Origin of the sequence: Paracoccus sediminis, from assembly GCF_900188295.1 — a bacterium.
GTDB lineage: Bacteria > Pseudomonadota > Alphaproteobacteria > Rhodobacterales > Rhodobacteraceae > Paracoccus > Paracoccus sediminis.
The window spans coordinates 116435-138261 of sequence record NZ_FZNM01000005.1; the positions used below are offsets into that span (position 1 = coordinate 116435).

20 protein-coding genes are annotated in these 21827 nt (G+C 67.8%); 10 read left to right on the forward strand and 10 right to left on the reverse strand.

Translation table 11 applies throughout. The annotated features are described in order from the left end of the window. Positions 1-2 precede the first annotated feature (2 nt). On the reverse strand, positions 3-1244 hold the full coding sequence (oiaX, locus tag CHB77_RS09400; protein ID WP_089387949.1) for a 3-oxo-isoapionate-4-phosphate decarboxylase OiaX: 1242 nt from the start codon (positions 1242-1244) through the stop codon (positions 3-5). Next, complete coding sequence (locus CHB77_RS09405) at positions 1241-2590, reverse strand: four-carbon acid sugar kinase family protein (protein WP_089387950.1); 1350 nt, start codon at positions 2588-2590, stop codon at positions 1241-1243. Before CHB77_RS09405 ends, oiaX begins: the two co-directional genes overlap by 4 nt. Positions 2591-2675: 85 nt before the next feature. On the opposite strand from CHB77_RS09405, the gene CHB77_RS09410 reads away from it, so the two are divergent. The 8 genes from CHB77_RS09410 (at position 2676) to nanR (ending at position 11328) form a co-directional block, all read left to right on the forward strand. Further along, positions 2676-3506 carry a phosphogluconate dehydrogenase C-terminal domain-containing protein gene (locus tag CHB77_RS09410; protein WP_089387951.1) on the forward strand — a complete coding sequence of 277 codons (831 nt, stop codon included), beginning with the start codon at positions 2676-2678 and terminating at the stop codon, positions 3504-3506. 114 nt (positions 3507-3620) lie between these two features. After that, positions 3621-4562, forward strand: a complete 942-nt coding sequence (locus CHB77_RS09415; protein WP_089387952.1) for a D-ribose ABC transporter substrate-binding protein — start codon at positions 3621-3623, stop codon at positions 4560-4562. A gap of 56 nt (positions 4563-4618) precedes the next feature. Continuing rightward, positions 4619-5260, forward strand: coding sequence for a DUF2291 family protein (locus CHB77_RS09420; RefSeq protein ID WP_242626599.1), 642 nt, complete (start codon positions 4619-4621; stop codon positions 5258-5260). Further along, the gene (locus tag CHB77_RS09425) at positions 5257-6789 is read left to right on the forward strand and encodes a sugar ABC transporter ATP-binding protein (protein WP_089387953.1); all 1533 of its coding nucleotides are present in this window, start codon (positions 5257-5259) and stop codon (positions 6787-6789) included. Before CHB77_RS09420 ends, CHB77_RS09425 begins: the two co-directional genes overlap by 4 nt. Continuing rightward, complete coding sequence (locus CHB77_RS09430) at positions 6786-7826, forward strand: ABC transporter permease (protein WP_089387954.1); 1041 nt, start codon at positions 6786-6788, stop codon at positions 7824-7826. Before CHB77_RS09425 ends, CHB77_RS09430 begins: the two co-directional genes overlap by 4 nt. Position 7827: 1 nt before the next feature. After that, complete coding sequence (locus CHB77_RS09435; RefSeq protein ID WP_089387955.1) at positions 7828-8850, forward strand: Gfo/Idh/MocA family protein; 1023 nt, start codon at positions 7828-7830, stop codon at positions 8848-8850. After that, positions 8841-10574, forward strand: coding sequence for a D-apionate lactonase family protein (locus tag CHB77_RS09440; RefSeq protein ID WP_089387956.1), 1734 nt, complete (start codon positions 8841-8843; stop codon positions 10572-10574). Before CHB77_RS09435 ends, CHB77_RS09440 begins: the two co-directional genes overlap by 10 nt. Positions 10575-10602: 28 nt before the next feature. Beyond that, positions 10603-11328 (forward strand): transcriptional regulator NanR, encoded by a 726-nt coding sequence (gene nanR, locus CHB77_RS09445; RefSeq protein ID WP_089387957.1) that lies wholly within the window; start codon positions 10603-10605, stop codon positions 11326-11328. Here nanR and CHB77_RS09450 read toward each other — a convergent pair. The 8 genes from CHB77_RS09450 to CHB77_RS09485 all read right to left on the reverse strand — a co-directional run bounded on the left by CHB77_RS09450 (position 11325) and on the right by CHB77_RS09485 (position 19943). Further along, positions 11325-12155, reverse strand: a complete 831-nt coding sequence (locus CHB77_RS09450; RefSeq protein WP_089387958.1) for an ABC transporter permease — start codon at positions 12153-12155, stop codon at positions 11325-11327. The two genes, nanR and CHB77_RS09450, sit on opposite strands and share 4 nt — an antisense overlap. Next, complete coding sequence (locus tag CHB77_RS09455; protein ID WP_089387959.1) at positions 12155-12982, reverse strand: ABC transporter permease; 828 nt, start codon at positions 12980-12982, stop codon at positions 12155-12157. The genes CHB77_RS09450 and CHB77_RS09455 overlap by 1 nt, the downstream gene beginning before the upstream one ends. 8 nt (positions 12983-12990) lie before the next feature. Then, the gene (locus tag CHB77_RS09460; RefSeq protein ID WP_089387960.1) at positions 12991-14064 is read right to left on the reverse strand and encodes a quaternary amine ABC transporter ATP-binding protein; all 1074 of its coding nucleotides are present in this window, start codon (positions 14062-14064) and stop codon (positions 12991-12993) included. Positions 14065-14121: 57 nt separating this feature from the next. Further along, positions 14122-14976 (reverse strand): glycine betaine ABC transporter substrate-binding protein, encoded by an 855-nt coding sequence (locus tag CHB77_RS09465; protein ID WP_089387961.1) that lies wholly within the window; start codon positions 14974-14976, stop codon positions 14122-14124. Between the two features lie 231 nt (positions 14977-15207). Continuing rightward, positions 15208-16176: a LysR substrate-binding domain-containing protein gene (locus tag CHB77_RS09470; protein ID WP_242626598.1), complete on the reverse strand. Its 969-nt coding sequence runs from the start codon at positions 16174-16176 to the stop codon at positions 15208-15210. Then, a complete protein-coding gene (locus CHB77_RS09475) occupies positions 16173-17516 on the reverse strand; it encodes an NAD(P)/FAD-dependent oxidoreductase (protein WP_089387962.1) in 1344 nt (447 codons plus the stop codon). The genes CHB77_RS09470 and CHB77_RS09475 overlap by 4 nt, the downstream gene beginning before the upstream one ends. A gap of 1 nt (position 17517) precedes the next feature. Then, positions 17518-19023 (reverse strand): aldehyde dehydrogenase, encoded by a 1506-nt coding sequence (locus CHB77_RS09480; protein ID WP_089387963.1) that lies wholly within the window; start codon positions 19021-19023, stop codon positions 17518-17520. Continuing rightward, complete coding sequence (locus CHB77_RS09485; RefSeq protein WP_423212890.1) at positions 19020-19943, reverse strand: dihydrodipicolinate synthase family protein; 924 nt, start codon at positions 19941-19943, stop codon at positions 19020-19022. The genes CHB77_RS09480 and CHB77_RS09485 overlap by 4 nt, the downstream gene beginning before the upstream one ends. A 116-nt stretch (positions 19944-20059) precedes the next feature. Between CHB77_RS09485 and CHB77_RS09490 the strand changes: the two genes are divergently transcribed. Then, positions 20060-20743 carry an SDR family NAD(P)-dependent oxidoreductase gene (locus CHB77_RS09490; protein ID WP_242626597.1) on the forward strand — a complete coding sequence of 228 codons (684 nt, stop codon included), beginning with the start codon at positions 20060-20062 and terminating at the stop codon, positions 20741-20743. A 39-nt stretch (positions 20744-20782) separates the two neighbouring features. Then, entirely contained in the window at positions 20783-21817 is a 1035-nt protein-coding gene (locus tag CHB77_RS09495; RefSeq protein WP_089387966.1) for a tyrosine-type recombinase/integrase, read from the forward strand. Positions 21818-21827: the final 10 nt, after the last annotated feature.

Sequence of the window (21827 nt, forward strand, 5' to 3'; positions counted from 1 at the left end):
GCTCAGCCCCATTTCGCCAGCGACGCCGCAAGGTCCGGGTGATCCCTGGCGGCGGCCTGCAACGTCTCGCCCGCCGCGGCGGCCTGCCACGCGCGGCGAATGGCGCGCACGCCCGCCGCGGGGCCGTTCGGATGGCCGTGGATGCCGCCGCCGCCCAGATACATCAGGTCCAGCGTGCGGCCGGTGCGTTCATATGTTTCCACCGCTTGCCCGCCCCACTGGCCGGAACAGGCCACAGGCAGCGGCCGGTCGGCATCGGAAAAGATCGGCGTCATCACATCATGGAAAGATTTTACAAAGCTGTCGTCCGGTTCCCAATATTTCGCCCGTATCCCGTTGATCTGGAACTGGTCCACGCCCAGCAAGCGCCAGATTTTCTGATAGGCGCGGAACTCCATCCCCAGGGCCGGATGGCGGGTCAGGATGTCCCAGCCGTTGCGGTGCGCGTGCAGGCAAAGCGCCGACCGCTTGCGCAGGAAGGCCATGCCGCCATGGCCCACCGAATTGATGTTGACCACCGCCGCATTGCCCCCCGCCGCCAGAACATGATCGTGGTTGCGCATCATCACGTCCGGGTCGGCGGACGAGATGCCGAAGGCGTACATGACCGTCTTGCCGGTCCGGTCGGCGTGGCGCCGGATCACCGGCATGATCGCATCGACCCGCGCCGCCAGCGGCGAATAGCCGGGCGACATCAGCTTTTCGTCGTCCTTGATGAAATCCACCCCGGCCTCGCACAGGATCTGGACGACCTGCGCGGTATCCGGGGGCGAAAGCCCCAGCGAGGGCTTGATGATGGACGCGATCATCGGGCCTTCGGACACCCCCATCAGGCGCCGCGATCCCGCGATGCCGAATTGCGGGCCGGGATGGCCGGCAAAGGCGGACGGCAGGTCGAAATCCATGACGCGCACGCCGGTCAGCCCCCGGATGGCATGAACGCCGCCCACGGTGATCGTCATCAGCGCGGCGATGTCGGTGCCGATGGCCTCCAGGGGCCAGGCGATCGTCACGTCGGCGCGGTGAAAGGGACCGGGCGTGTCGGTCGGAAAGCCGGGGGTTTCGGCGTCGGGCAAGGGGTCGATCCGCTCGACTCGGGCGGCATGGCGGGCCTTCAGCGCCTCGGTTTCCCCCGGCAGGTCGGTGAAGGTTCCGGTGGACTGGTCGGCGGCGATCTTTGCGGCCAATGCCGCGATGCTGCCCGGCGTCTCGATGCGATAGGTGACGCGGATATGGTCGGTCATCTTGCCCCCCTTGGACCGCCGCCATCGCGGATCCAGCCGAAGTAATCCTCGGATCCCATCTGCCCGCCTTTCAGCGCGATCTCCAGCCCATCGTGGGGACCGTCGCCAAAGGCCCGGCACAGGGCCGCGCCGGGAACGGTCGGCGCCACCGCGACAAGCGCCGACAGCCCCAGCTGCCGCATTCCGTGCCCCGACGTGTCCCCGCCCGAAATCACCGCCCGCCGGATGTTCGTCGCGCGCAGCGTCGCGTCCAGGATCCGGCCCAGCGATTCCCCGATGCGGCGGTTGGCGGCGGCGGGGTCCATGCCGCTGCGGGCAAGGGCCGCGCGAAAGGCATCGACCTGCGGGCCTTGGCCGGATGCGGAATGGACCAGCGGGCTGTGGCCCGCCGATGCGGCGGCACGGGCGGCCTGGGTCAGGCGCCGTTCCTCGGCCGCCCTGTCGGCATCGCCGCCGGTCACGGCGCGGGCGTCAAAGGGCAGCAGCGCGAATCCGTTTCGCTCCGCCCAGTCCAGTTGCCGGGCGGTGGTGGGGGACACCGATCCCGACACCGCCACGATCCTGTCGCAACGGGCCACGCCGCCGGGCGGCGACACGGGCGGAATCGCGCCGCTGTCCTGCCAATGGCGGACAAGCGCGTATTCGACGCCCTGGCTGCCGGCGACAAGGCCCAGTTCCGCGCGGTTTTCCCAGATCAGCCGCCCCGCCGCCGTTTCGCTGGCCGGATCCATGCAGTCGATGGACAGGATCCGGGCGCCGGTCGCCAGGATCGACTGCAAGAACCGCGGGTCGGCAAGCCTTTCCAGCTCGATCAACGCCGAAGGCAGGTCGGTCTGGGTCGCCAGATGCCGCAACAGGTCGGATTCGCCCATCGGCGTGACCGGGTGACGCGCCATGACCGGATGACGGTCCAGCCGGAACACCCCGTCCAGCGTGCCCGCGAACAGATGGCCAAAGGCCTGATAGCGACGCATCTGCGGCGCGGCGGTCAACAGGGGCACGGCGCGCGCGGGACGCGCCCGCAGCGCGATCTCGATCGCCGCGCCGATGGATCCGCTGTGGGGCGCGGAATCGAAGGTCGAGCAGATCTTGTAATGCAGGATCGGCGCGCCCAGCCGGTCCAGCCATTCCAGCATCGGAGGCAGGTTTCGCGCCATCCAGGCGGGGTCGTGGCTGCGCGCGGTCGTGGCAAGACCGACAGCCCGCCGATCCGCGAAACGGGCCGCCAGATCGTCCGAAGGGATGTCGGTGAACAGAACCGACGGCAGTCCGGCAAAGGCCAGCACCTCCATCACCGCGGCCGATCCGGTGAAATCGTCGCCCAGCCATGTCACCCACGGCGCCATCCCGTCCCTCCTTGACAGACTGTAATCGTTATTATCTCATCATACCAGTTTGGCAAGACTGATTCTTGCGGCGGAGGATGATGGAATGACCAAGGTTGCCCTGTTCGGCGCGGGCGGAAAGATGGGTGTGCGCCTGTCCGCGAATCTGGCCAAGACGGATTTCCATGTGGCCCATGTCGAGGTAAGCGAGGACGGCCGCAACCGCCTGAAATCCGAACTGGGCTTCGACTGCGTGGACGGCGACGCCGCCCTGGCGGGGGCCGAGGTCGTGATCCTGGCCGTGCCGGATACCGTGATCCGCAAGGTCGCGGCGGCCGTGGTGCCGCAGGTGGCCGCCGGCACGATGATCGTGGTCCTGGACGCCGCGGCCCCCTTTGCCGGGCATCTTCCAGACCGCGCGGACATCACCTATTTTGTCACGCATCCCTGTCATCCCCCTATTTTCAATGATGAATCGACGCCCGAAGGACGGGCCGACCATTTCGGCGGCGTCGCGGCCCGCCAAGGCGTGGTCAATGCCCTGATGCAAGGTCCGCGCGACCATTACGACCTGGGCGACCGCATCGCCCGCGCCATCTATGCCCCCGTGGCCCGCAGCTACGACGTCACCGTCAAGCAGATGGCCATGCTGGAGCCGGGGCTGTCGGAAACCGTCTGCGCATCCCTGCTGATGGTCATGCGCGAGGCGATGGACGAGGTCGTGGCCCGCAGCGGCGTCAGCAAGGAATGCGCCCGCGATTTCCTGCTGGGCCATATGAACATCCTGGGCGCGGTCATCTTCGAGGAACGGCAGGGCCAGTTTTCCGACGCCTGCAACAAGGCCATCGAATTCGGCATCCCCATGCTGATGCGCGACGACTGGAAGAAGGTGCTGGAGTGGGACGAGGTCGCCGCCAGCATCGACCGGATCACCTGACGGAAAAGAAATCGTCATGTCATCATACCTGTTGACAGAACGACGTTTCCCGCACAGCCTGAAAACGTCAGAGAGGAACCGGCGCAGCCGGCTGATCCCAAGGGAGGAAAAACCATGAAACTGACCCGCCGGCTGATGATCTCGGCCCTTGGCCTGGCCATGACCGCCGCCATGCCGTCCTTTGCCAGTGCCGAGGGGCTGATCGCGATCATCACCCCCAGTCACGACAACCCCTTCTTTAAGGCCGAGGCCGTGGGCGCCGAGGCGCGGGCCAAGGAACTGGGCTATGACACCGTGGTCATGGTCCATGACGACGATCCGAACAAGCAGCTGGAACTGTTCAACACCGCCATCGCGCAGGGAGCGAAGGCGATCATCCTGGACAATGCCGGCGCCGATGCCACCGTCGCCGCCGTCCAGAACGCCAAGGATGCGGGCATCCCGTCTTTCCTGATCGACCGCGAGATCAAGGAGTCCGGCATCGCCGTCAGCCAGATCGTGTCCAACAACTATCAGGGCGCGCAGCTGGGGGCCGAGGAATTCGTGCGCCTGATGGGCGAGACCGGCCAATACGCCGAGCTGCTGGGCCGGGAGGCGGATACCAACGCGGGCATCCGGTCGTCCGGCTATCACGACATCATCGACCAGTATCCCAACATGGAGATGGTGGCCCAGCAGACCGCCAACTGGTCCCAGACCGAGGCCTATACGGTGATGGAGACGATCCTTCAGGCCAATCCCGAGATCAAGGGCGTGATTTCCGGCAACGACACCATGGCCATGGGCGCCTGGGCCGCGTTGGAGGCCGCGGGCCGCACGGACGTGATCGTGGTGGGCTTCGACGGGTCGAACGACGTGCGCGATTCCATCAAGGCGGGCGGCATCAAGGCGACCGTGCTGCAACCGGCCTATCGCCAGGCGCAGCTGGCCGTGGAACAGGCCGACCAGTATCTGAAGACCGGATCGACCGGCCTGGATGAAAAGCAGCTGATGGACTGCGTGCTCATCAACGGCGACAACGCCGACAAGCTGGAAACCTTTGCCCTGGCAGAATGATCCCCGGCTGGCCCGGCGGCGCTGCCGGGCCGCTTTCCCCTGCACCGGAGTCCCGCATGATGCGCGCGATGACCGCGATCCTTGGCCTGCTGCTGGCCCTGACGGCGCTTGGCGCCTGCAAGATCGTCCCGAACCCGGAACCCGGCAGCGAAAACGCCGCGGCCCAGACGGACGAGGATCGCATGGCCGCCAAGGCGGGCGAAATCTATGCCGCCCGACTGGTTCCCTATGTCAGCGGCAAGGCCATCGACCTGCCCGTGCTGACCACGGCGCTGCAAGGCGGCCTTGACGCCGCAGGCAAGGCCCATGGCGTGCGTCCCCAGGCCGAGGGCAGCGCCTGGAACTTTCTGCTGAAAGGCCAGGGCACCGTGGTTCAGGCGAACCGGGAATCCCGCGCGGCCACCATGGACCTGGACGTGACCGGCGACGGCCAGGCCGACGTGACGATCCAGCTTGGCCCGGTCATCAGGGGCACCGCGCTGCGCGACGCGGCCGATTTCATCGTCTTCACCGATTATCGTGACCAGATCGAATTCGCCAAGCTGGCCCGCGCGCTGAACGACCGCGCCCATGGGGCCATTGCGCTGCCCGAGGGCGACCTGACCGGCCGGACCGTCCGCTTCGAAGGCGCGGCCACGTTGCGCGCCGCCACGGATCCGGTCCTGATCGTGCCCACCCTTCTGGAAATTCAGCCATGACACAGGACATCGGCTTGCAGATCCGGGGCGGCACCAAGGTCTATCCCGGCACGCGTGCGCTGAAGGGCGTCGATTTCGACCTGCGCATGGGCGCGGTCAACGTGCTGGTGGGCGAAAACGGCGCGGGCAAGTCCACGATGATGAAGGTCATCGCCGGGGTCGAGCAACTGACCGAGGGCCAGGTTCTGATGAACGGGGCCGAGGTCCGTTTCCACGGCACCGACGACGCCCGCCGCCACGGCATCGGCATCGTGTTCCAGGAACTGAACCTGTTCCCGAACATGACGGTCGCGGAAAACATCTTCATCAACCGCGAAATCACGCGCGGGCGCATCGACATCGACATGGCCGCGCAGCGCCGGGCCACGCGCGCGCTGATGCGGCGGCTGGAACACGACATCGACCCCGACGCGATGGTGGGCGACCTGCGCGTGGGCCAGCAGCAGATCGTCGAGATCGCCAAAAGCCTGGCCCAGGACGCGCGCATCCTGATCCTGGACGAACCGACCTCTGCGCTCTCCGCCGCCGAGGTCGAGATCCTGTTTCGGGTCATCGCCGACCTGCGGCGGCAGGGGGTGGGCATCGTCTACATCTCGCACCGGCTGGAGGAGCTGATCCGCATAGGCGATTACATCACCGTGCTGCGCGACGGCGCGATCACCGGGGCGCGCTCGATGGCGGGCGTGGACGTGGACTGGATCGTCCGCGCTATGATCGGCGAGGCATCCAGGGATTTCGCCAAGGACATCGACCACCCTTACGGCGCCGAGGTCTTCCGGGCCGAGGACGTGACCCTGCCCCGCGCGGGCGGCGGCATGGCCGTCGATCACGTCGGCATGTCGCTGCGCGCGGGCGAGATCCTGGGCGTCTATGGCTTGATGGGCGCGGGCCGCAGCGAGTTCCTGGAATGCGTGATCGGCCGCCACCCCCATTCGGGCGGGCGCATCTTCGTGGACGGCAAGCAGCTTCGGACAAAGACCGTCGCGGGCCGCATCCGGTCGGGGATCGCGCTGATTCCCGAGGATCGCAAGAACGACGGGCTGGTGCAGATCCTGTCGATCCGCGAGAACATGACGCTGTCGTCGCTGGCCGCCTTCACCACCGGCTTTCACATGAACCTGGGCACGGAACGCGGCACCGTGCGGGACTTTGTGAAACGGCTGACGGTCAAGATCGCGTCGATGGAAAATCCCGTGTCCAGCCTGTCGGGCGGCAACCAGCAGAAGGTCGTCATCGGCAAGGCGCTGATGACCCGGCCCAAGGTGCTGCTGATGGACGAGCCGTCCCGCGGCATCGACATCGGCGCCAAGGCCGAGGTCTTCCGCACCATGCGCAAGCTGGCGGCCGAGGGGCTGGGCATCGTCTTCGTCACCTCGGACATGGAGGAGCTGATGGCCCTGTCAGACCGCATCGTCGTCATGTCGAACGGCCGCGTCACCGGCGAATTCGACCGCAAGGACGCCACGGAAACCCTTGTCATCGCCGCCTCGGCCAAGGGCCACGCCCCCATCAAGGAATCCGCCGCATGACCCATGCCGCCGCCGCCCCCGCCAACCTGCTTCTGGTGCTGCTGAAGGCCCGGACCTTCATCGCGCTGATCCTGGTCTTTGCCTTTTTCGCCTTTGCCGCGCCGAATTTCCTGTCCACGGCGAACATGGTCATCATGTCCAAGCACGTCGCGCTGAACGCGTTCCTGGCGATCGGCATGACCTTCGTCATCATCTCGGGCGGGATCGACCTGTCGGTGGGATCCATTGTCGGTCTATGCGGCATGGTCGCGGGCTGGCTGGTGCTGTACGGCATCGACCCCGGCCTTGGCTGGTCGATCCAGTTCAACACGGTCGAGATCTGCCTGATCGTGATGCTGGTGGGCGTCCTGATCGGGGCGGTCAACGCCTTTCTGGTCACGAAACTGAACGTGGCGCCCTTCATCGCCACGCTGGGGACGCTGTATGTCTGCCGGGGCGCGGCGATGCTGTTTTCGGACGGGCGGACCTTTCCGAACCTGAACGGCAATCCCGAATACGGATCCGACACCTTTCGCCTGATCGGGGCGGGGAACGTGCTGGGCCTGCCGATCTCGATCTGGATGCTGATCGTGGTGGCAGGGATCGCGGCCTATGTCGCGCGGCGCACGCCCCTGGGCCGGTATATCTATGCCGTCGGCGGCAACGAACGCGGGGCGGCGCTGTCGGGGGTCAAGGTCAACCGGATCAAGTTCTTCGTCTATATGTTCAGCGGGCTTTGCGCCGCGCTTGTGGGGCTGATTATCTCCTCGCAACTGGTGGCCGCGCATCCGGCCACCGGCCAGTCGTTCGAACTGAACGCGATCGCCGCGGCGGTGCTGGGCGGCACGTCCATGTCGGGCGGGCGGGGCCGGATCGGCGGCACCATCGTCGGCGCCTTCGTGATCGGCGTTTTGTCGGACGGGCTGGTGATGATGGGCGTGTCGTCGTTCTGGCAAACGGTCATCAAGGGCCTTGTCATCATCGCCGCCGTGGTGGTCGATCAGGCGCAGCAGAAGTTGCAGGCCCGCGTCGCCTTGCAGGCCGAGGCGGGGAAGTGACATGAAAGGCGCGCTGATCGGCTGCGGGTTCTTCGCGCAGAACCAGATGCATGGCTGGGCCGGGATCCCAGGCGTGGACATCGTGGCCGTCTGCGACCGCGATCCCACGCGGCGCAACGACACGGCGGCCCGTTTCGGCGCCCGCCCCTATGCCGACGCCGCCGACATGCTGGCGGCGGAATCGCCGGATTTCGTGGACATCGCCACCACCGTCGCATCCCACCGTCCGCTGGTCGAACTGGCGGCGGCGGCGGGGGTCCACGTCATCTGCCAGAAGCCCTTTGCCGAAACGATGCCGGACGCCCGCGCCATGGTCGCCGCCGTCGATGCGGCGGGAAGGACGCTGATGGTGCACGAGAACTTCCGCTGGCAATCGGCGGTCCGCGCGGCCATCGAGGCGGTGCGCGGCGGCGCCGTGGGCCGGCCCTTTTTCGGGCGGGTCAGCTTTCGGTCGGGCTATGACGTGTTTTCGGGCCAGCCCTATCTGGCGACCGATCCGCGCTTCATCATCCAGGATCTGGGCATCCACATCCTGGACGTGGCGCGCGCGCTGTTCGGCGATGTGGCCACGCTGGCGGCCAGCACGCGGCGCATCAACCCGGCGATCCGCGGCGAGGATGTGGCGACCATGCTGCTGGAACATGACAGCGGCGTGACCAGCGTGGTCGATTGCTCCTACGCGACCCGCCGCCTCCCCGAGACCTTTCCGGAAACCCTGCTGGAGATCGACGGCGACAAGGGCACGCTGCGGCTGGATGCGGGATACCGGCTGGTGATCCAGGCGGGCGGCGAGCAGATCCGCGACGTGGCCCCGCCGGTCCTGCCCTGGGCGGAACGGCCCTGGCACAACATCCAGGAAAGCGTGCGGATCATCCAGGCGCATTTCGTGGACTGCCTGCGCCGTGGCACGCAGCCCGAAACCTCGGGGCACGACAACCTCAGGACGCTGGCCTTGGTCGAGGCCGCCTATCGATCCGCCGCCGACCGGACGCGCATCGACATGCGGGCGCCGGAATGGACCTGACCGCCCTTTACGGCACCGACAAGCCGCCGCGCCAAGGACAGGTGCTGCGCGCGGGCGCGGCGACGGCCACGCTGGAGGCGGGGCAGTTGCGCCATGTGCGCGTGGGCGGCGTCGAGGCGATCCGTGCGGTGTCCTTTCTGGTCCGCGACCGGGACTGGGGCACGGTGGATCCGGTGATAACCGGCCTGGCCCTTGACGGGGGGCGTGTCGCCTATGGCGCCCGGTATGACATGGGCGCGGGCCGTCTGGACGTGCAGGTCGCGCTGACCCTGACGCCGGACGGCCTCATCGCCGAAGCGGTCGCCACGGCCCATGGCACGGTGGAAACCAACCGCGCGGGTTTCACCGTCCTGCACCCCATCGAGGGCGTGGCGGGCGCCCCGGTCCGCGTCGGCCATCCGGGCGGCGTCGAGGATGCGAGCTTCCCCGCGCTGATCGAACCCTGGCAGCCCTTTCAGGACATCACGTCCCTGACCCATCAGGCGGGCGGGCTGCGCATCGAATGCCGGGTTGAGGGCGATGTGTTCGAGATGGAGGATCAGCGCCAATGGGGCGATGCGTCCTTCAAGACCTACAACCGCCCGCTGGCCCTGCCATGGCCCTATGCCATCGGGGATGGCGAAGAGCTGCGGCAGGCGGTGCGGATCGCCTGGACCCCCGCCGAGTCTGCCGATCCGGTCGCGCCGATCCGGGCCGAGGCTCCGGGCGCGGCCTTCCCCGAAACGGCGCTTGTGCTGACCCCCGCCGATGCCCGCCGCGCTGCGGCCAATCCCGACCACCTGCGCCGCATCGGCGCCCAACGGGTTCTGTGCCATCTGGACATCGCGGCAGGACACGGCCTTTCGGAATTGGGCGGCTTTGCCGCGTTGCAAGCCGCCCTGCCAGACCTCGCCTATGACCTGGAACTGATCGCCGCCTGTCCCCCAAAGGGCGATCTGGAAGCCGAGTTCGCCGGATATGCCGCCGATATGGCGTTGTCGGGGTTGGGCGTGGCGTCGGTGATGGTGTGCCCTTCGGTGGACCGGCAATCGACCCCGCCGGGATCGGAATGGCCTCCCTGCCCGCCTGCCGAGGCGATCCACGCCGCTGCCCGCGCGGCCTTTCCCGGCGTGACCCTGGGCGGCGGCGTGGCCAGCTTTTTCCCTGAACTGAACCGCAAGCGCCCGCCTGCCGATGCATGGGATTTCATTACCCACGGCCTTTGCCCCATCGTTCATGCCGCCGATGACCAGTCGGTCATGGAAACGCTGGAGGCCGCGCCGCATATCCTCGCCTCGGCCCGCGCGATCGTCGGCGGCCGCGATTACCGGCTGGGACCGTCCACCATCGCCATGCGGCAGAACCCTTATGGCAGCCGCCCGATCCCGAACCCGGATCGCGGCCGCGTGTGCATGGCCGACGACGACCCCCGGCAGGACGGCGCCTTTGCCGCGGCCTGGACGCTGGGGCTGGCGGCAAGCATCGCGCCCGCCGGAATCACGGTCTGGACGCCCGCCGCGCTGTACGGGCCGCGCGGGCTGATCCGCGATGATGGCAGTCTGCGGCCCGTGGCGGCGGTGGTGCAGGCCCTGGCCGCGCAGGCGGGCAGGCCCGTGCGCCGTGCGGCCATTGCCGACGGCCGCGCCGATCTGGTTTTCGACGACGCCGCGCTGACCGCCAACCTGACCCCGGACGGTCCCCACCCCTTTGGCTGGCAAAGCCGTCCGCCTTCGCCTATGGCTTGACGCAAGACCGCAGACAAGGGCCGCCGCCATGAAACAGGATCCGCTTGCCCCCCCCGACCGGATCGTCCGGCGCAAGCTGTCCGATCAGATCTTTGACCGGCTGCGCGACATGATGGCCAGCGGCGAGCTGCCCCCCGGCGCGGCGGTGCCGTCGGAACGCGACCTGATGGAGCGTTTCGGCGTCGGCCGCCCTGCCGTTCGGGAAGCCTTGCAGCACATGCACACCATGGGCCTGATTACCATCAGTCACGGCGAACGCAGCCGGGTGAACGAACTGTCGGCGGGCAGCGTGCTGGCCCGCGTCGATGACGCGGCGCGGATGCTGCTGTCGGCGGAACCCGAACAGCTTGAGCATCTCAAGCAGGCGCGCCGCATGTTCGAATGCGGGCTGGTGCGCGTGGCGGCCGAGAACGCCACCGTTCACGATGTGCGCGACCTGCGCGACCTGGTCGGCGAACAGCGCGCCCGGATCGGCGATGCCGAGACTTTCGTGACCGCCGACATGGCCTTTCACGCCCGCATCGCGCAGATTTCCGCGAACCCCATCCTGATGGCGACCAGCCAGGCGATGCTGCGGTGGCTGTTCCAGTATCACGGCGTGCTCTTGCACTGGTCTGGCAACGAGCGGATCACGCTGGGGGAACACGACGGGATCGTGGATCGGATCGCCGCCCGCGACGCCGAGGGGGCGGTGGCGGCGATGGGGGCGCATCTGGATCGGTCGAACCCCCTTTACCGCCACCCGTGTTCCTAGGGGAGTTGAGGTTTTGGGTCCAACGCCCCGCGTGTGAGACGGTCCACCAGCACCGCGACGGCGACGATGGCGAGGCCGGCGCGCAGCCCAAGGCCCATTTCCATGCGGGTCAGGCCGCGCGTCACCTCGGCGCCCAGGCCGCCCGCGCCCACAAGGCCGGCTAGCACGACCATGGCGAGCGAGAGCAGAATGCACTGGTTCAGGCCGACCAGCAGCGTAGGCATGGCCGCCGGAAGCTCGATCTTCCACAGGATCGTGCGGGGTTTCGCACCGATGGCCTGACCCAGTTCCTTCAGGTCGTTCGGCACACCCCGGAAGGCCAACGTCGTCAGGCGCAGCATCGGCGGGATGCCGTAGACGATGGTGGCAATGATCGCGGGCACACGGCCCAGGGAAAAGATCATCACCGCCGGGATCAGATAGACCCAGGGCGGCACAGTCTGCATCACGTCCAGCACGGGGCGCAGCGTCGCCTCGACCCGTGCGCGGCGGGCGGCCAGGATGCCCAAGGGAAAGGCGATGGCCACCGCGATGGCCACGGCCACGACCACCAGAGCGATGGTCTGCATGGATGCCTGCCACAGCCCGCCGATCCAGCAAAAGCCCAGGCAGCCCAAGGCCAGAACCGCGACCCACAGGCCGGCGGCGAAAAAGGCCAGGACGACGACGATGGCGATGACGGCACCGGCGGGCAGGACCAGCAGGGCGGATTCGATGCCGCCCAGGACCGTCTCGATCACCTGGGTGACGACCGCGAAGACCCCGTGGAAATTGGCGTTCAGCCAGTCGATCGACGGGGCCAGCACGGCGCCGGGGTTGAAGGTCATCAGGGTTTCCTCGCGGTGGCCTGGGTCAGGCGGTCCAGAAGCATCGTCAGCACGACGATGGCGATGGACGCATTGATGGATGTCGCGATGTCCAGCGTGCGGATCGCGCCATAGATCGTCTCGCCCAGGCCGCCCGATCCGACGATGCCTGCGATTACGACCATGCCAAAGGCCATCATCAGGCTCTGGTTGATGCCCGCCATGATCGACGGGACGGCGAAGGGCAGCCGGATCTTCCAAAGCATCTGGCCGCGGCTGGCGCCGATGGCCTGGCCCAGTTCCAGGAACGCGGCGGGGGTCTGGCGGATGCCCAGCGATGTCAGGCGGATCGCGGGCGGCATCGCGACGATCACGGTGGCCACCAGGGCGGTGGCGGGGCCATAGCCCATCAGCGCGATGGCGGGCAGCAGATAGATATAGGGCGGCAGGGTCTGGATCAGGTCGAGCGCCGGGGTCAGCGCGCGGTCCAGGCGCGGCATCAGCCCGGCCAGGACGCCCAGCGGAACGCCGATCGCCAGGGCGATGACGCTGGCCGCGACCACCAGGGCCAGGGTCTGCATGGTCTCCTCCCACAGGCCCATGGCCCGGCAGGCGGCAAGCGCTAGGGCGGAGCCGATCCCGAAGGCCGGGCCGAGGACGCGCCAGCCGATCAGCCCGGCCAGACCGGCCACGGCCCAGAAGGGCGGCAGCATCAGCAGCCACAGGGCAGCGTCATAAAGCCCTTCCAGCACGGCACGGATACCGTCGAAGACAAAGGCAGCGTGGTCGGTCAGCCAGAACAGCGCGTCATCGACCACGCGGTCGAAGGTGGTGACAAAGCGTTCCATGCTGCCCCCTATGCTGCGGCGCGGGGTTCGGCATCGCCCCGCACGCCCAGCAGCAGGCTGCGCGTGGTGACGACGCCGACGATGCGTCCATTATCGGCAATCGCGATGGCATCGCTGCCCGTGCCGGTGATCTTGCCGATCAGCGCGTCGATATCCGCATCGGGCGAGCACTGCGGCAAGCTGTCGAGCGACACCCCGGGCCACTGGCGGCGCCACTGGTCCACGGGGATCATCACCGAATGGGCCTTGACCAGATGCAGGCGCGAGATGCCGGCCACGAAGTCCACGACATATTGATCGGCGGGGTTCATCACGATCTGTTCGGCGGTGCCGTCCTGGATGATGACGCCGTCCTTCATGATGGCGATGCGGTCGCCGATGCGGATCGCCTCGTCCAGGTCATGGGTGATGAACACGGCCGACTTGCCCAGATCCTTGGCCAGCTGACGGAACTCGTCCTGCAACTGGCGACGGATCAGGGGATCCAGGGCACTGAAGGGTTCGTCCATCAGGATGATCTCGGGGTCGGCGGTCAGCGCGCGCGCCAGGCCCACCCGCTGTTGCATGCCCCCCGACAGTTCGCGGGGATAACGCTGGATCCAGTCCGACAGCCCGACCTTGGCCAAGGCCGCCTCGGCCGCGCGGTTGCGGTCCTCGCGCCCCACCCCCTGCACCTCGAGGCCGAAGGCCGCGTTTTCCAGCACCGTGCGCTGCGGCAGCAGGGCCACCGACTGGAACACCATGCCGATGTGGCGGGCGCGGGTCTCGCGCAGGGTGGCCGCGTCCATGGCGGCGATGTCGCGGCCCTTGACGGTGACGGTGCCGAGGCTGGGTTCGATCAGCCGGTTCAGAAGGCGGATCAGCGTGGACTTGCCGGACCCCGACAGGCCCATGACGCAGAAGATCTCTCCCCGCCGCACCTGGAGGCTGGCGTCCGACACGCCCACCACGCAGCCGAACTCCCTCAGCACCTGCTGCTTGCCCAAGCCCCGCCCGGTGATCGCGCCGATCGCCTCGCGCGAGCGTTCGCCGAAGACCTTCCACACCGACCGGCAGTCGATCAGAACCTCGTTGCTTTCCATGGCCACCCTGTCGTTTTCCTGGTTGGAGAGCGGGCAGCCTGGGGCCGCCCGGCGGGATCAATAGGCCTTGATGTTGCTCCAGCGGCCGATCAGGTCCGCATGGGCCTCGGTCCAGTCGGCGACCGCCTCGTCCATGGTCTTGCCGCCGTTGACCGCGGCGTTGATCGCGGTGATGTCGGCCAGGGGCACATAGACGCTGGCCAGGATCTCGCGCGCCTCGGGGTTTTCGGCGGAAAAGCCGTCCTGCCCGATCCAGTAATAGGTCTGGGGCGGGGCGAAGATGCCCTTGGGGTCGGCTAGGAACTTGGTGTCGTATTTCTGGACCATCCACGACGGTTCCCAGACGATTACGGCGATGGGTTCCTGCCGGTCGGTCGCGGATTGCAGCGCGGCGGTCATGGCCGCGGTGCTGCCTTCGACCAGTTGCAGGTCCAGGCCGTATTGCGACACCACGTCGGCGGCTTCGCGCATGACGCCCGCGCCCGGCTCGATCCCCACGATGCGGCCGCCGAACTGGTCGGCGTTTTCATTCAACTGTTCGATGGAATCGATCGTCACATAGCGGGGCACCGCGATGCCCTGGTACAGCCCGTGCGATACAGGGGAAATCTTTTCCAGCCGGCTCTTGTTGCGGTCCCAGTAATCCGAGGCGGCATAGTCGATCTGCGACACCATGACCTGCACGTCGCCCTTGGCCAGGGCGGCATAGGCGATGCCCCATTCCGAAAATTCGGTCACCGCGACAGTGAAGCCCTTGTCCTCCAGCACCTTCTTGGTGATGCCGGCGATCGGGGTCAGATCCTCCCAGGCCATCGTGCCCATCTTGATGACCTTGTCGTCCTGGGCCATGGCCGGGGCGGCAAGACCCAGGGCGACGGCGCCTGCCAGGATCGTGGTAAAAAAATTGTGCATCGATTCTCCTCTCTGTCGGGCCAGTCGGCGGGCAAGGGTTTACCCGGCGCCGCGCCGAAGGCGGCGGTCGGGATCATGGCCCCGCTGGCGTTTTCCTGATGACCGGGTCCGTCGGTCGCGGTCCCTCCGAGGCTCCCGTCCCCGGCTGCCCATGGTTATCCGCCATCGGTTGCCGTCGGGGCAAACGAGAATATCCTGCGGTGGCGCATTAGAAATTCTAGGCGCAGCCCGTCAGGGCCTCAGGGACGCCAGCATGTGATCCACAAAACCCGCGACCCCCGGTCGGCGCAGGGATTTCTGGCGGCAGTTGAGGAAATTGCCCCGGCCGATGGTCAACGGACCCGGATGGGCCAGCACCAGCCTGCCGTCGCGCAGGGACGCGCGGACCATGTGCTGCCAGCCCAGCATCACGCCCTCTCCCGCCAGGGTCGCGGCCATCAACAGGTTGACCTTGTTGGTGGACAGGCTGGACGGCCGCCCGGCCCAGACGGCGCCTTGGGCCGCGAACCATTCCTTCCAGCCCAGCGGCTGCCACCCGATCGCGTCGGCGGACCAGTGGCGGTCGTGCAGGTGCAGCAGGTTCGCGCGGTTCAGGCTGTCCGCGTCGTCAAAGGGGCCATGCTGCGCCAGATAGGCCGGGGTGCAGACGGGCTGGGCCACCTCGGGGAACAGGAAATGCAGTTCCTCGCCCACCTCGCAGCGTTCGTTGCCGCACAGGATCGACAGGTCCACCTCGGAATAGTTGCGCAGGGTGTCGTCGGCATCGGACGCCAGCACCACGAAGCCGATGTCGGGATGGGCCTGGCGAAAGCTGTCGATCAGCGGCTTCAGCCAAAAGCTGGCCATGCCGTCGGTGGCCGACACCGTGATGGTTTCCGGCCCATCGTCGCCCGCGATGACCGACACGCCCGCGCTGATCCGGTCCAGCCCGTCACTGACCGCGGCGGCCAGGCTGATGCATTCGGGCGTCAGTTCCAGGGCATTGTGCTTGCGCAGGAACAGGTCCACCCCCAAGGCGCGTTCCAGCAGGCGGATCTGCTGGCTGATCGCGCCCTGGGTGACGTTCAGTTCCCGCGCAGCCAAGGTAAAGCTCAGGTGTTTCGCCGCCACCTCGAAGGTCGCGAAAGACCCGAGCGAGGGCAGATAGCGGCGCTTGATCGGCGGCATGGCGGCAAGATCCCGTTGCTGACGGGGGATCATTCTAGCCGGGCCTGCCATTCTTTCCAGCGCATATAGGCGTTGGCGCCGATGGTGTCGAAGGGATGAGGCGGCAGGCGCACCGGCTCGGCCTCGGACGTGAAGAAGGCGGTGATGTCGCTGGTGTTCCCGGTCGCCAGTTCGGCCGCGCCGATGCCGGTCAGCGTGCCACGCGCGGTGCCCAGCCCGTTCTGGACGCAGGCCGCATACAGGCCCGGTTCCAGTTCCCGCATGACCGAGACGTTGTTTCGCGACAGACACAGGTGGCCCGACCAGGAATATTGGAACGGAACGCCCCGCAGCATCGGAAAGCGGTCGTCGAATTTCTGGCGCATCGCGCGCACGACACGGGCCAGATCACGCGCACTGGTCTGCATGTCCGGGCGGTAATAGCCGCCCTGCCGGATGACGATGCGGTTGCCGCCCTGCGCGGGGCCGATGCGCCGCACGGTGGTGCCCATCGGATCGGCGGGCGTGGCGCCCCAGCATTCCTGGCCCCCAAGCGCGCGGATGGCATCCGGGGAAAGCTCCTCGGTCATGCAGGCGTTCAGCATGACATGCATCAGCCGCCCGCGCTTGAAGCCGAAGCTTTCCAGGTGGCCGTTGTTGGCCATGATGACCCTGGGCGCGCGGATCTCGCCCCGCTCGGTCGCCAGGCTCCAGCCATTCCCGCTTTCGATGCGCAGCACCGGCGAATTCTCGTAGATCCGCACCCCGCCGCGTTCCAGCCCCGCGGCGAAGCCCTGCACATAGCCCGCCGGTTGCAGCATCGCCGTGCCGGGGGTGTAAAGGCCCCCCTGGTAATAGGCCGACCCGGTGATCTCGCGCATGGCCTGCGCGTCCAGCATCTCGTGCGGTTCGCCCAACTCGCGCAGATGGGCGGCATAGTGGATGTTGCCGTCCAGGCCGGGTTTCGAGGCCGCCGCGTTGATCTTGCCGGTCCGCTGGAAATAGCCCTGCGGGATCGCATAGTCCCCCACCGCCTGCGCCGCGAAGTCGATGGCGTGGCGGTTCAGGCGGGTCAACTGCCGGTCGTGGCTGTCGCCTGATCCCGCATAATCGCCCGAGGTCAACTCGTGCGGCAGGTCGATCATGAAGCCCGAATTGCGCCCGGTGCCCCCGTCGGAAATCCGCGCGGCATCGACGATGGCGATGTCCAGATGGGGGTCGATCTGGCGCAGGCGCCGGGCCGCCGACAGGCCCGCGAAGCCGCCGCCGACAATGGCCACGTCGCAGCCCGCCTGCCCCTCCAGCCGCGCGCGGGGATGGACGGGGGGCAGGATGACGCTCCACCCGGCAGGGCCGTTGAAGACCGGGGTGCGGCTGGCCTGATGGACCGCCATGTCAGTCCACGCCCGCGTCCGAATGGTCGGTCAGGTCCAGCCAGATGGTCTTCAGCTGAGTGTACTGGTCATGGGCGTGGATCGAATTGTCCCGCCCGCCAAAGCCCGACTGCTTGTAGCCGCCGAAAGGGGTGGAAATGTCGCCCTCGCCAAAGCTGTTGACCGTGACCGTTCCCGCCCGCAGCATCCGCGCGCCGCGCAGCGCCCGCTTGCCGTTGGCGGTAAAGATTGACGCGGCCAGCCCGTATTCGGTGTCGTTGGCGACCGCGATGGCTTCCTCGAAGCTGGCGACCTGGATCACGGTCAGGATCGGCCCGAAGATTTCTTCCACGGCCAGTTTCGAATCCCGCGCGGTCTGGACGATGGTGGGTTCGATGAAGCCGTTGGCCGGGGACGCGCCGCCCAGCAGGATCGTTTCGCTCTGCGCGGCCTTTAGATAGGCCGAAACCTTGCCGAAATGCGCGGGGCTGACCAGGGCGCCGACGCGGACCTGCGGATCCAGCGGATCGCCAAGAATCCATTCTCGGGCATGGGCCTTGATCCGGTCCATCAGCGCATCCTGGATGCCGCGATGCACGATCAGGCGGGAACCTGCGGAACAGTTCTGGCCCATGTTCCAGAAGGCGCCGTTGACGACGTGGGCCGCGACGGCATCCAGATCCTCGGCATCGTCCAGCACGATGCAGGGGTTCTTGCCGCCCAGTTCCAGCACGACCTCTTTCAGGTTGCTGTCGGCGGAATAATGCAGGAACCGGCGGCCCGTCACCGTCGATCCGGTAAAGCTGACCATGTCCACGTCGGGATGGCGGCCCAGCGGTTCGCCCACGTCCGCGCCCGATCCGGTGACGACGTTCAGCACGCCGCGCGGCAGCCCGGCCTCGACTGCCAGTTCCGCCACGCGCAGCGCGGTCAGGGACGTCTCGGCGGCGGGCTTGACCACCACCGAACACCCGGCGGCAAGCGCCGGGCCGATCTTCCAAGCCAGCATCAGCAGCGGAAAGTTCCAGGGCAGCACCAGCCCCACGACGCCCACGGGTTCGCGCAGGATCATGGCGATGTGGTTGTCGGACGCCGGGGCCACCTGGTCATAGATCTTGTCGATCAGTTCGGCGTGCCATTTCAGCACATGGATCGTTTCCGGCACGTCCACGGTTTCGCAGTCAAAGATGGTCTTGCCCGCGTCCAGGCTCTCCATCACCGCCAGCTCGCGGGCGTTGCGCTCCATCAGCCGGGCCAGCCGGATCAGGACGTCCTTGCGTTTGGCCGGGTGCAGGCGCGACCAGCGGCCGTCCTCGAAGGCCTCGCGCGCCTTTTCCACGGCCAGATCCACGTCGGCGGCATCGCATGCGGCGACCTCGGTCAGCGCCTCGCCCGTGGCGGGGTTGGTGGTGGTGAACGTCTTGCCGCTGATCGCGGGGCGAAAGCCGCCGTCGATGAAGGCGTTCTGCGGCAGCACCAGCGACGCGGCGATGGCCTTGTATTCCTCGGTGGTCAGCAGATCGCTCATGCCCGGTTCCCTTCCGTGATCGCGGCAACGGTGGTTTTCAGCGTGCGGATCACCTGTTCCAACGCCCGCTTTTCGTCCTTGTTCAGCCCCTTCAGCGGCGGGCGCATGGGTCCGGCGCGCAGGCCCGTCACCTCGACCCCGTGCTTGACGCACTGGATGAACTTGCCGCCCTGTTCCAGCACCCGCATCAAGGGCAGCATGGCCGACATGATCCGGCGGCCCCTGTCGAAATCGCCATCCATCGCGCAGGCCCGATACAGCGCGATGTGTTCCTCGGGCAGGAAGTTCGACCCCGCGCAGATCCAGCTGCGCGCGCCCCAGGCGAAGAATTCAAGCGCCTGGTCGTCCATGCCGCAGGACATCTGGATATGCGGATAGTCCCGCGCCAGCAGATGCACCCGGTTGATGTCGCCCGAGCTTTCCTTGATGCCGATGACGTTCCCGGACCGGCCCACGCGGTCCAGGAAGGTGGTCCCCATCTCGACCGACATGCGGCCGGGATAGTTGTAAAGGATGATCGGCAGCCCGCAGGCCCGGTCGATGGCCAGGGCGTTCAGGGCGTTTTCCTGTTCCGTGGGCACGGAATAGGGCGGCGTTCCCAGCAGGATCGCGTCCGCCCCCATGTCCCGCGCCCCTTGCGCCAGGGCGATGCTGTCGGGCGTGCGCATGGCCCCGGTGCCGACGATGACGGGCACCCGGCCGTTCGTGCGTTCGGTGATGAAGCGCGCCAGTTCCAGCCGCTCCTCGACCGTCTCGGCATAGTTTTCGCCGGTCGATCCGCCCGAGATCAGGCCGTGCACGCCCGCGTCGATCAGGCGTTCGATCAGTTGGGCCAGGGCATCAAGATCGAACGACCCGTCCGCGTGGAATGGTGTGATAAGCGGGGTGTAGATGCCTTCCAGCACCATCCGGGGGGTCATGTCGCGGCCTCCTGAAACGCAAGGGTGTCGGGACAACAGCTACGCCCCCCATGGCCTTTTCCGCAAACGACAATATTCTGGGACGGTGCATTAGAAAAACTATGCAGGGGGCGGGGGTGGATCGGGACGGCGTGGCGGTGGTGGTCGGCGCCTCGGGCGGGATCGGGGCGGCCTTGGCGGACCAGGTGCGGGCCAGAGGCCGGTTCCGCGCGGTGATCGGCCTGTCGCGCCCCGGCCTGGACCTGACGGACGAAGGCAGCATCGCCCGCGCCGCGCAGCGGGTGGCCGACGCCGGAACGCCCACGCTGGTCATCGTCGCGACCGGCTTGCTGCATGGGCCGGGGGTCGAGCCGGAAAAGGCCCTGCGCGCCCTGGACCCCGCCGCGATGACCACCGCCTTTGCCGTGAACGCCATCGGCCCGGCGCTGATCCTGAAACATTTTGCGCCGCTGCTGCCCAAGGATCGACGGGCGGTGTTCGCGGTCCTGTCGGCCAAGGTCGGCAGCGTCAGTGACAACCGGCTGGGCGGCTGGCATTCCTATCGCGCGTCCAAGGCCGCGCTGAACCAGATCGTCCGCACGGCGGCGGTGGAATTGTGCCGCAGCCATCCGCAGGCGGTCTGCGCGGCCTTCCATCCCGGCACCGTGGCGACCCGGCTGTCGGAAAGGTTCGCCAAGACCGGCTTGCAGGTGCTGGAACCGGCGGAGGCCGCGACCGCCCTGCTGGACGCCATCGGCCGGCTGACCCCGGACGACAGCGGCGGTTTCCTGGACCGCTTCGGCGCCCCGATCCCGTGGTAGGCTTGCGCAGGCCCACCGATCCGCCGCATCCTGCGTCCCATGGATCTGCCCCTTGCCCCCCTGACCCTGCCGCCCGACCAGGCCCAGGCGCTGACCGCGCTGTACCGGCGCGGCACGCCCGCCAACACCTTGCGGGCCTGGGAACGCGATCTGGCCTATATCGCGGCGTGGAAACAGGCGTCCTTCGGCACGGTCCTGGACTGGCCGGAATCCGAATCCGTGGCGCTGCGGTTCCTGCTGGATCATTCGCTGGATCTGTCGGATGCCCCCGGCCCCGCGCAGGATGCGGCCCTGGCGCTGATCGCGGCGGGGCTGCGCCGGACGCTGGCCTGCCCCGCCCCGGCGACGCTGGACCGGCGCATCGCCAGCTGGCGGGCCTTCCACCGGATGCAGAACCTGCCATCGCCCTTTGACGCGCCTCTGGTGTGTCAGGCCCGCGCGCGGGCGCGGCGGGCGGCGGCGCGGCCACGGGCGCGCAAGTCCGACAACCCGATCACCCGCCCCGTGCTGGAATCGATGCTGGCCACATGCGATCACAGCCACCGGGGCCTGCGCGACAAGGCGCTGCTGATGCTGGGCTGGGCCTCGGGCGGGCGCAGGCGGTCCGAGATTTCGGCCCTGAACCTGGACGATGTGGACATGCGCGATTTCGACGCCCAGGGCCTGCTGCGGATCCGGTTGCTGGCGACCAAGACGACCGGTCCCGACCTGGCCCCCCGCCTGCCGCTGAAGGGCCGCCCGGCCCGCGCCGTGATGGCCTGGATCACCGTGGCCCGCATCGACACCGGCCCGCTGTTCCGCCCCGTCAGCCTGTCCGACCGCGTGCTGACACGCCGCCTTGGTCCCGAAGGGATCCGCGACATCGTGCGCCACCGCCTGGTCCTGGCGGGCTATCCGCCCGATTTCGCCAGCGCCCACGGGCTGCGTTCCGGTTTCCTGACCCAGGCCGCGCTTGACGGCGCCCCCCTGCCCGCCGCCATGGCCCTGTCGCTGCACCGCAGCCCCGCGCAGGCGCAGCGGTACTACGCGGATGTCGAGATCGCCGACAATCCGGCGACCACTCTGCTGGGCTAGGGTCCGCGGC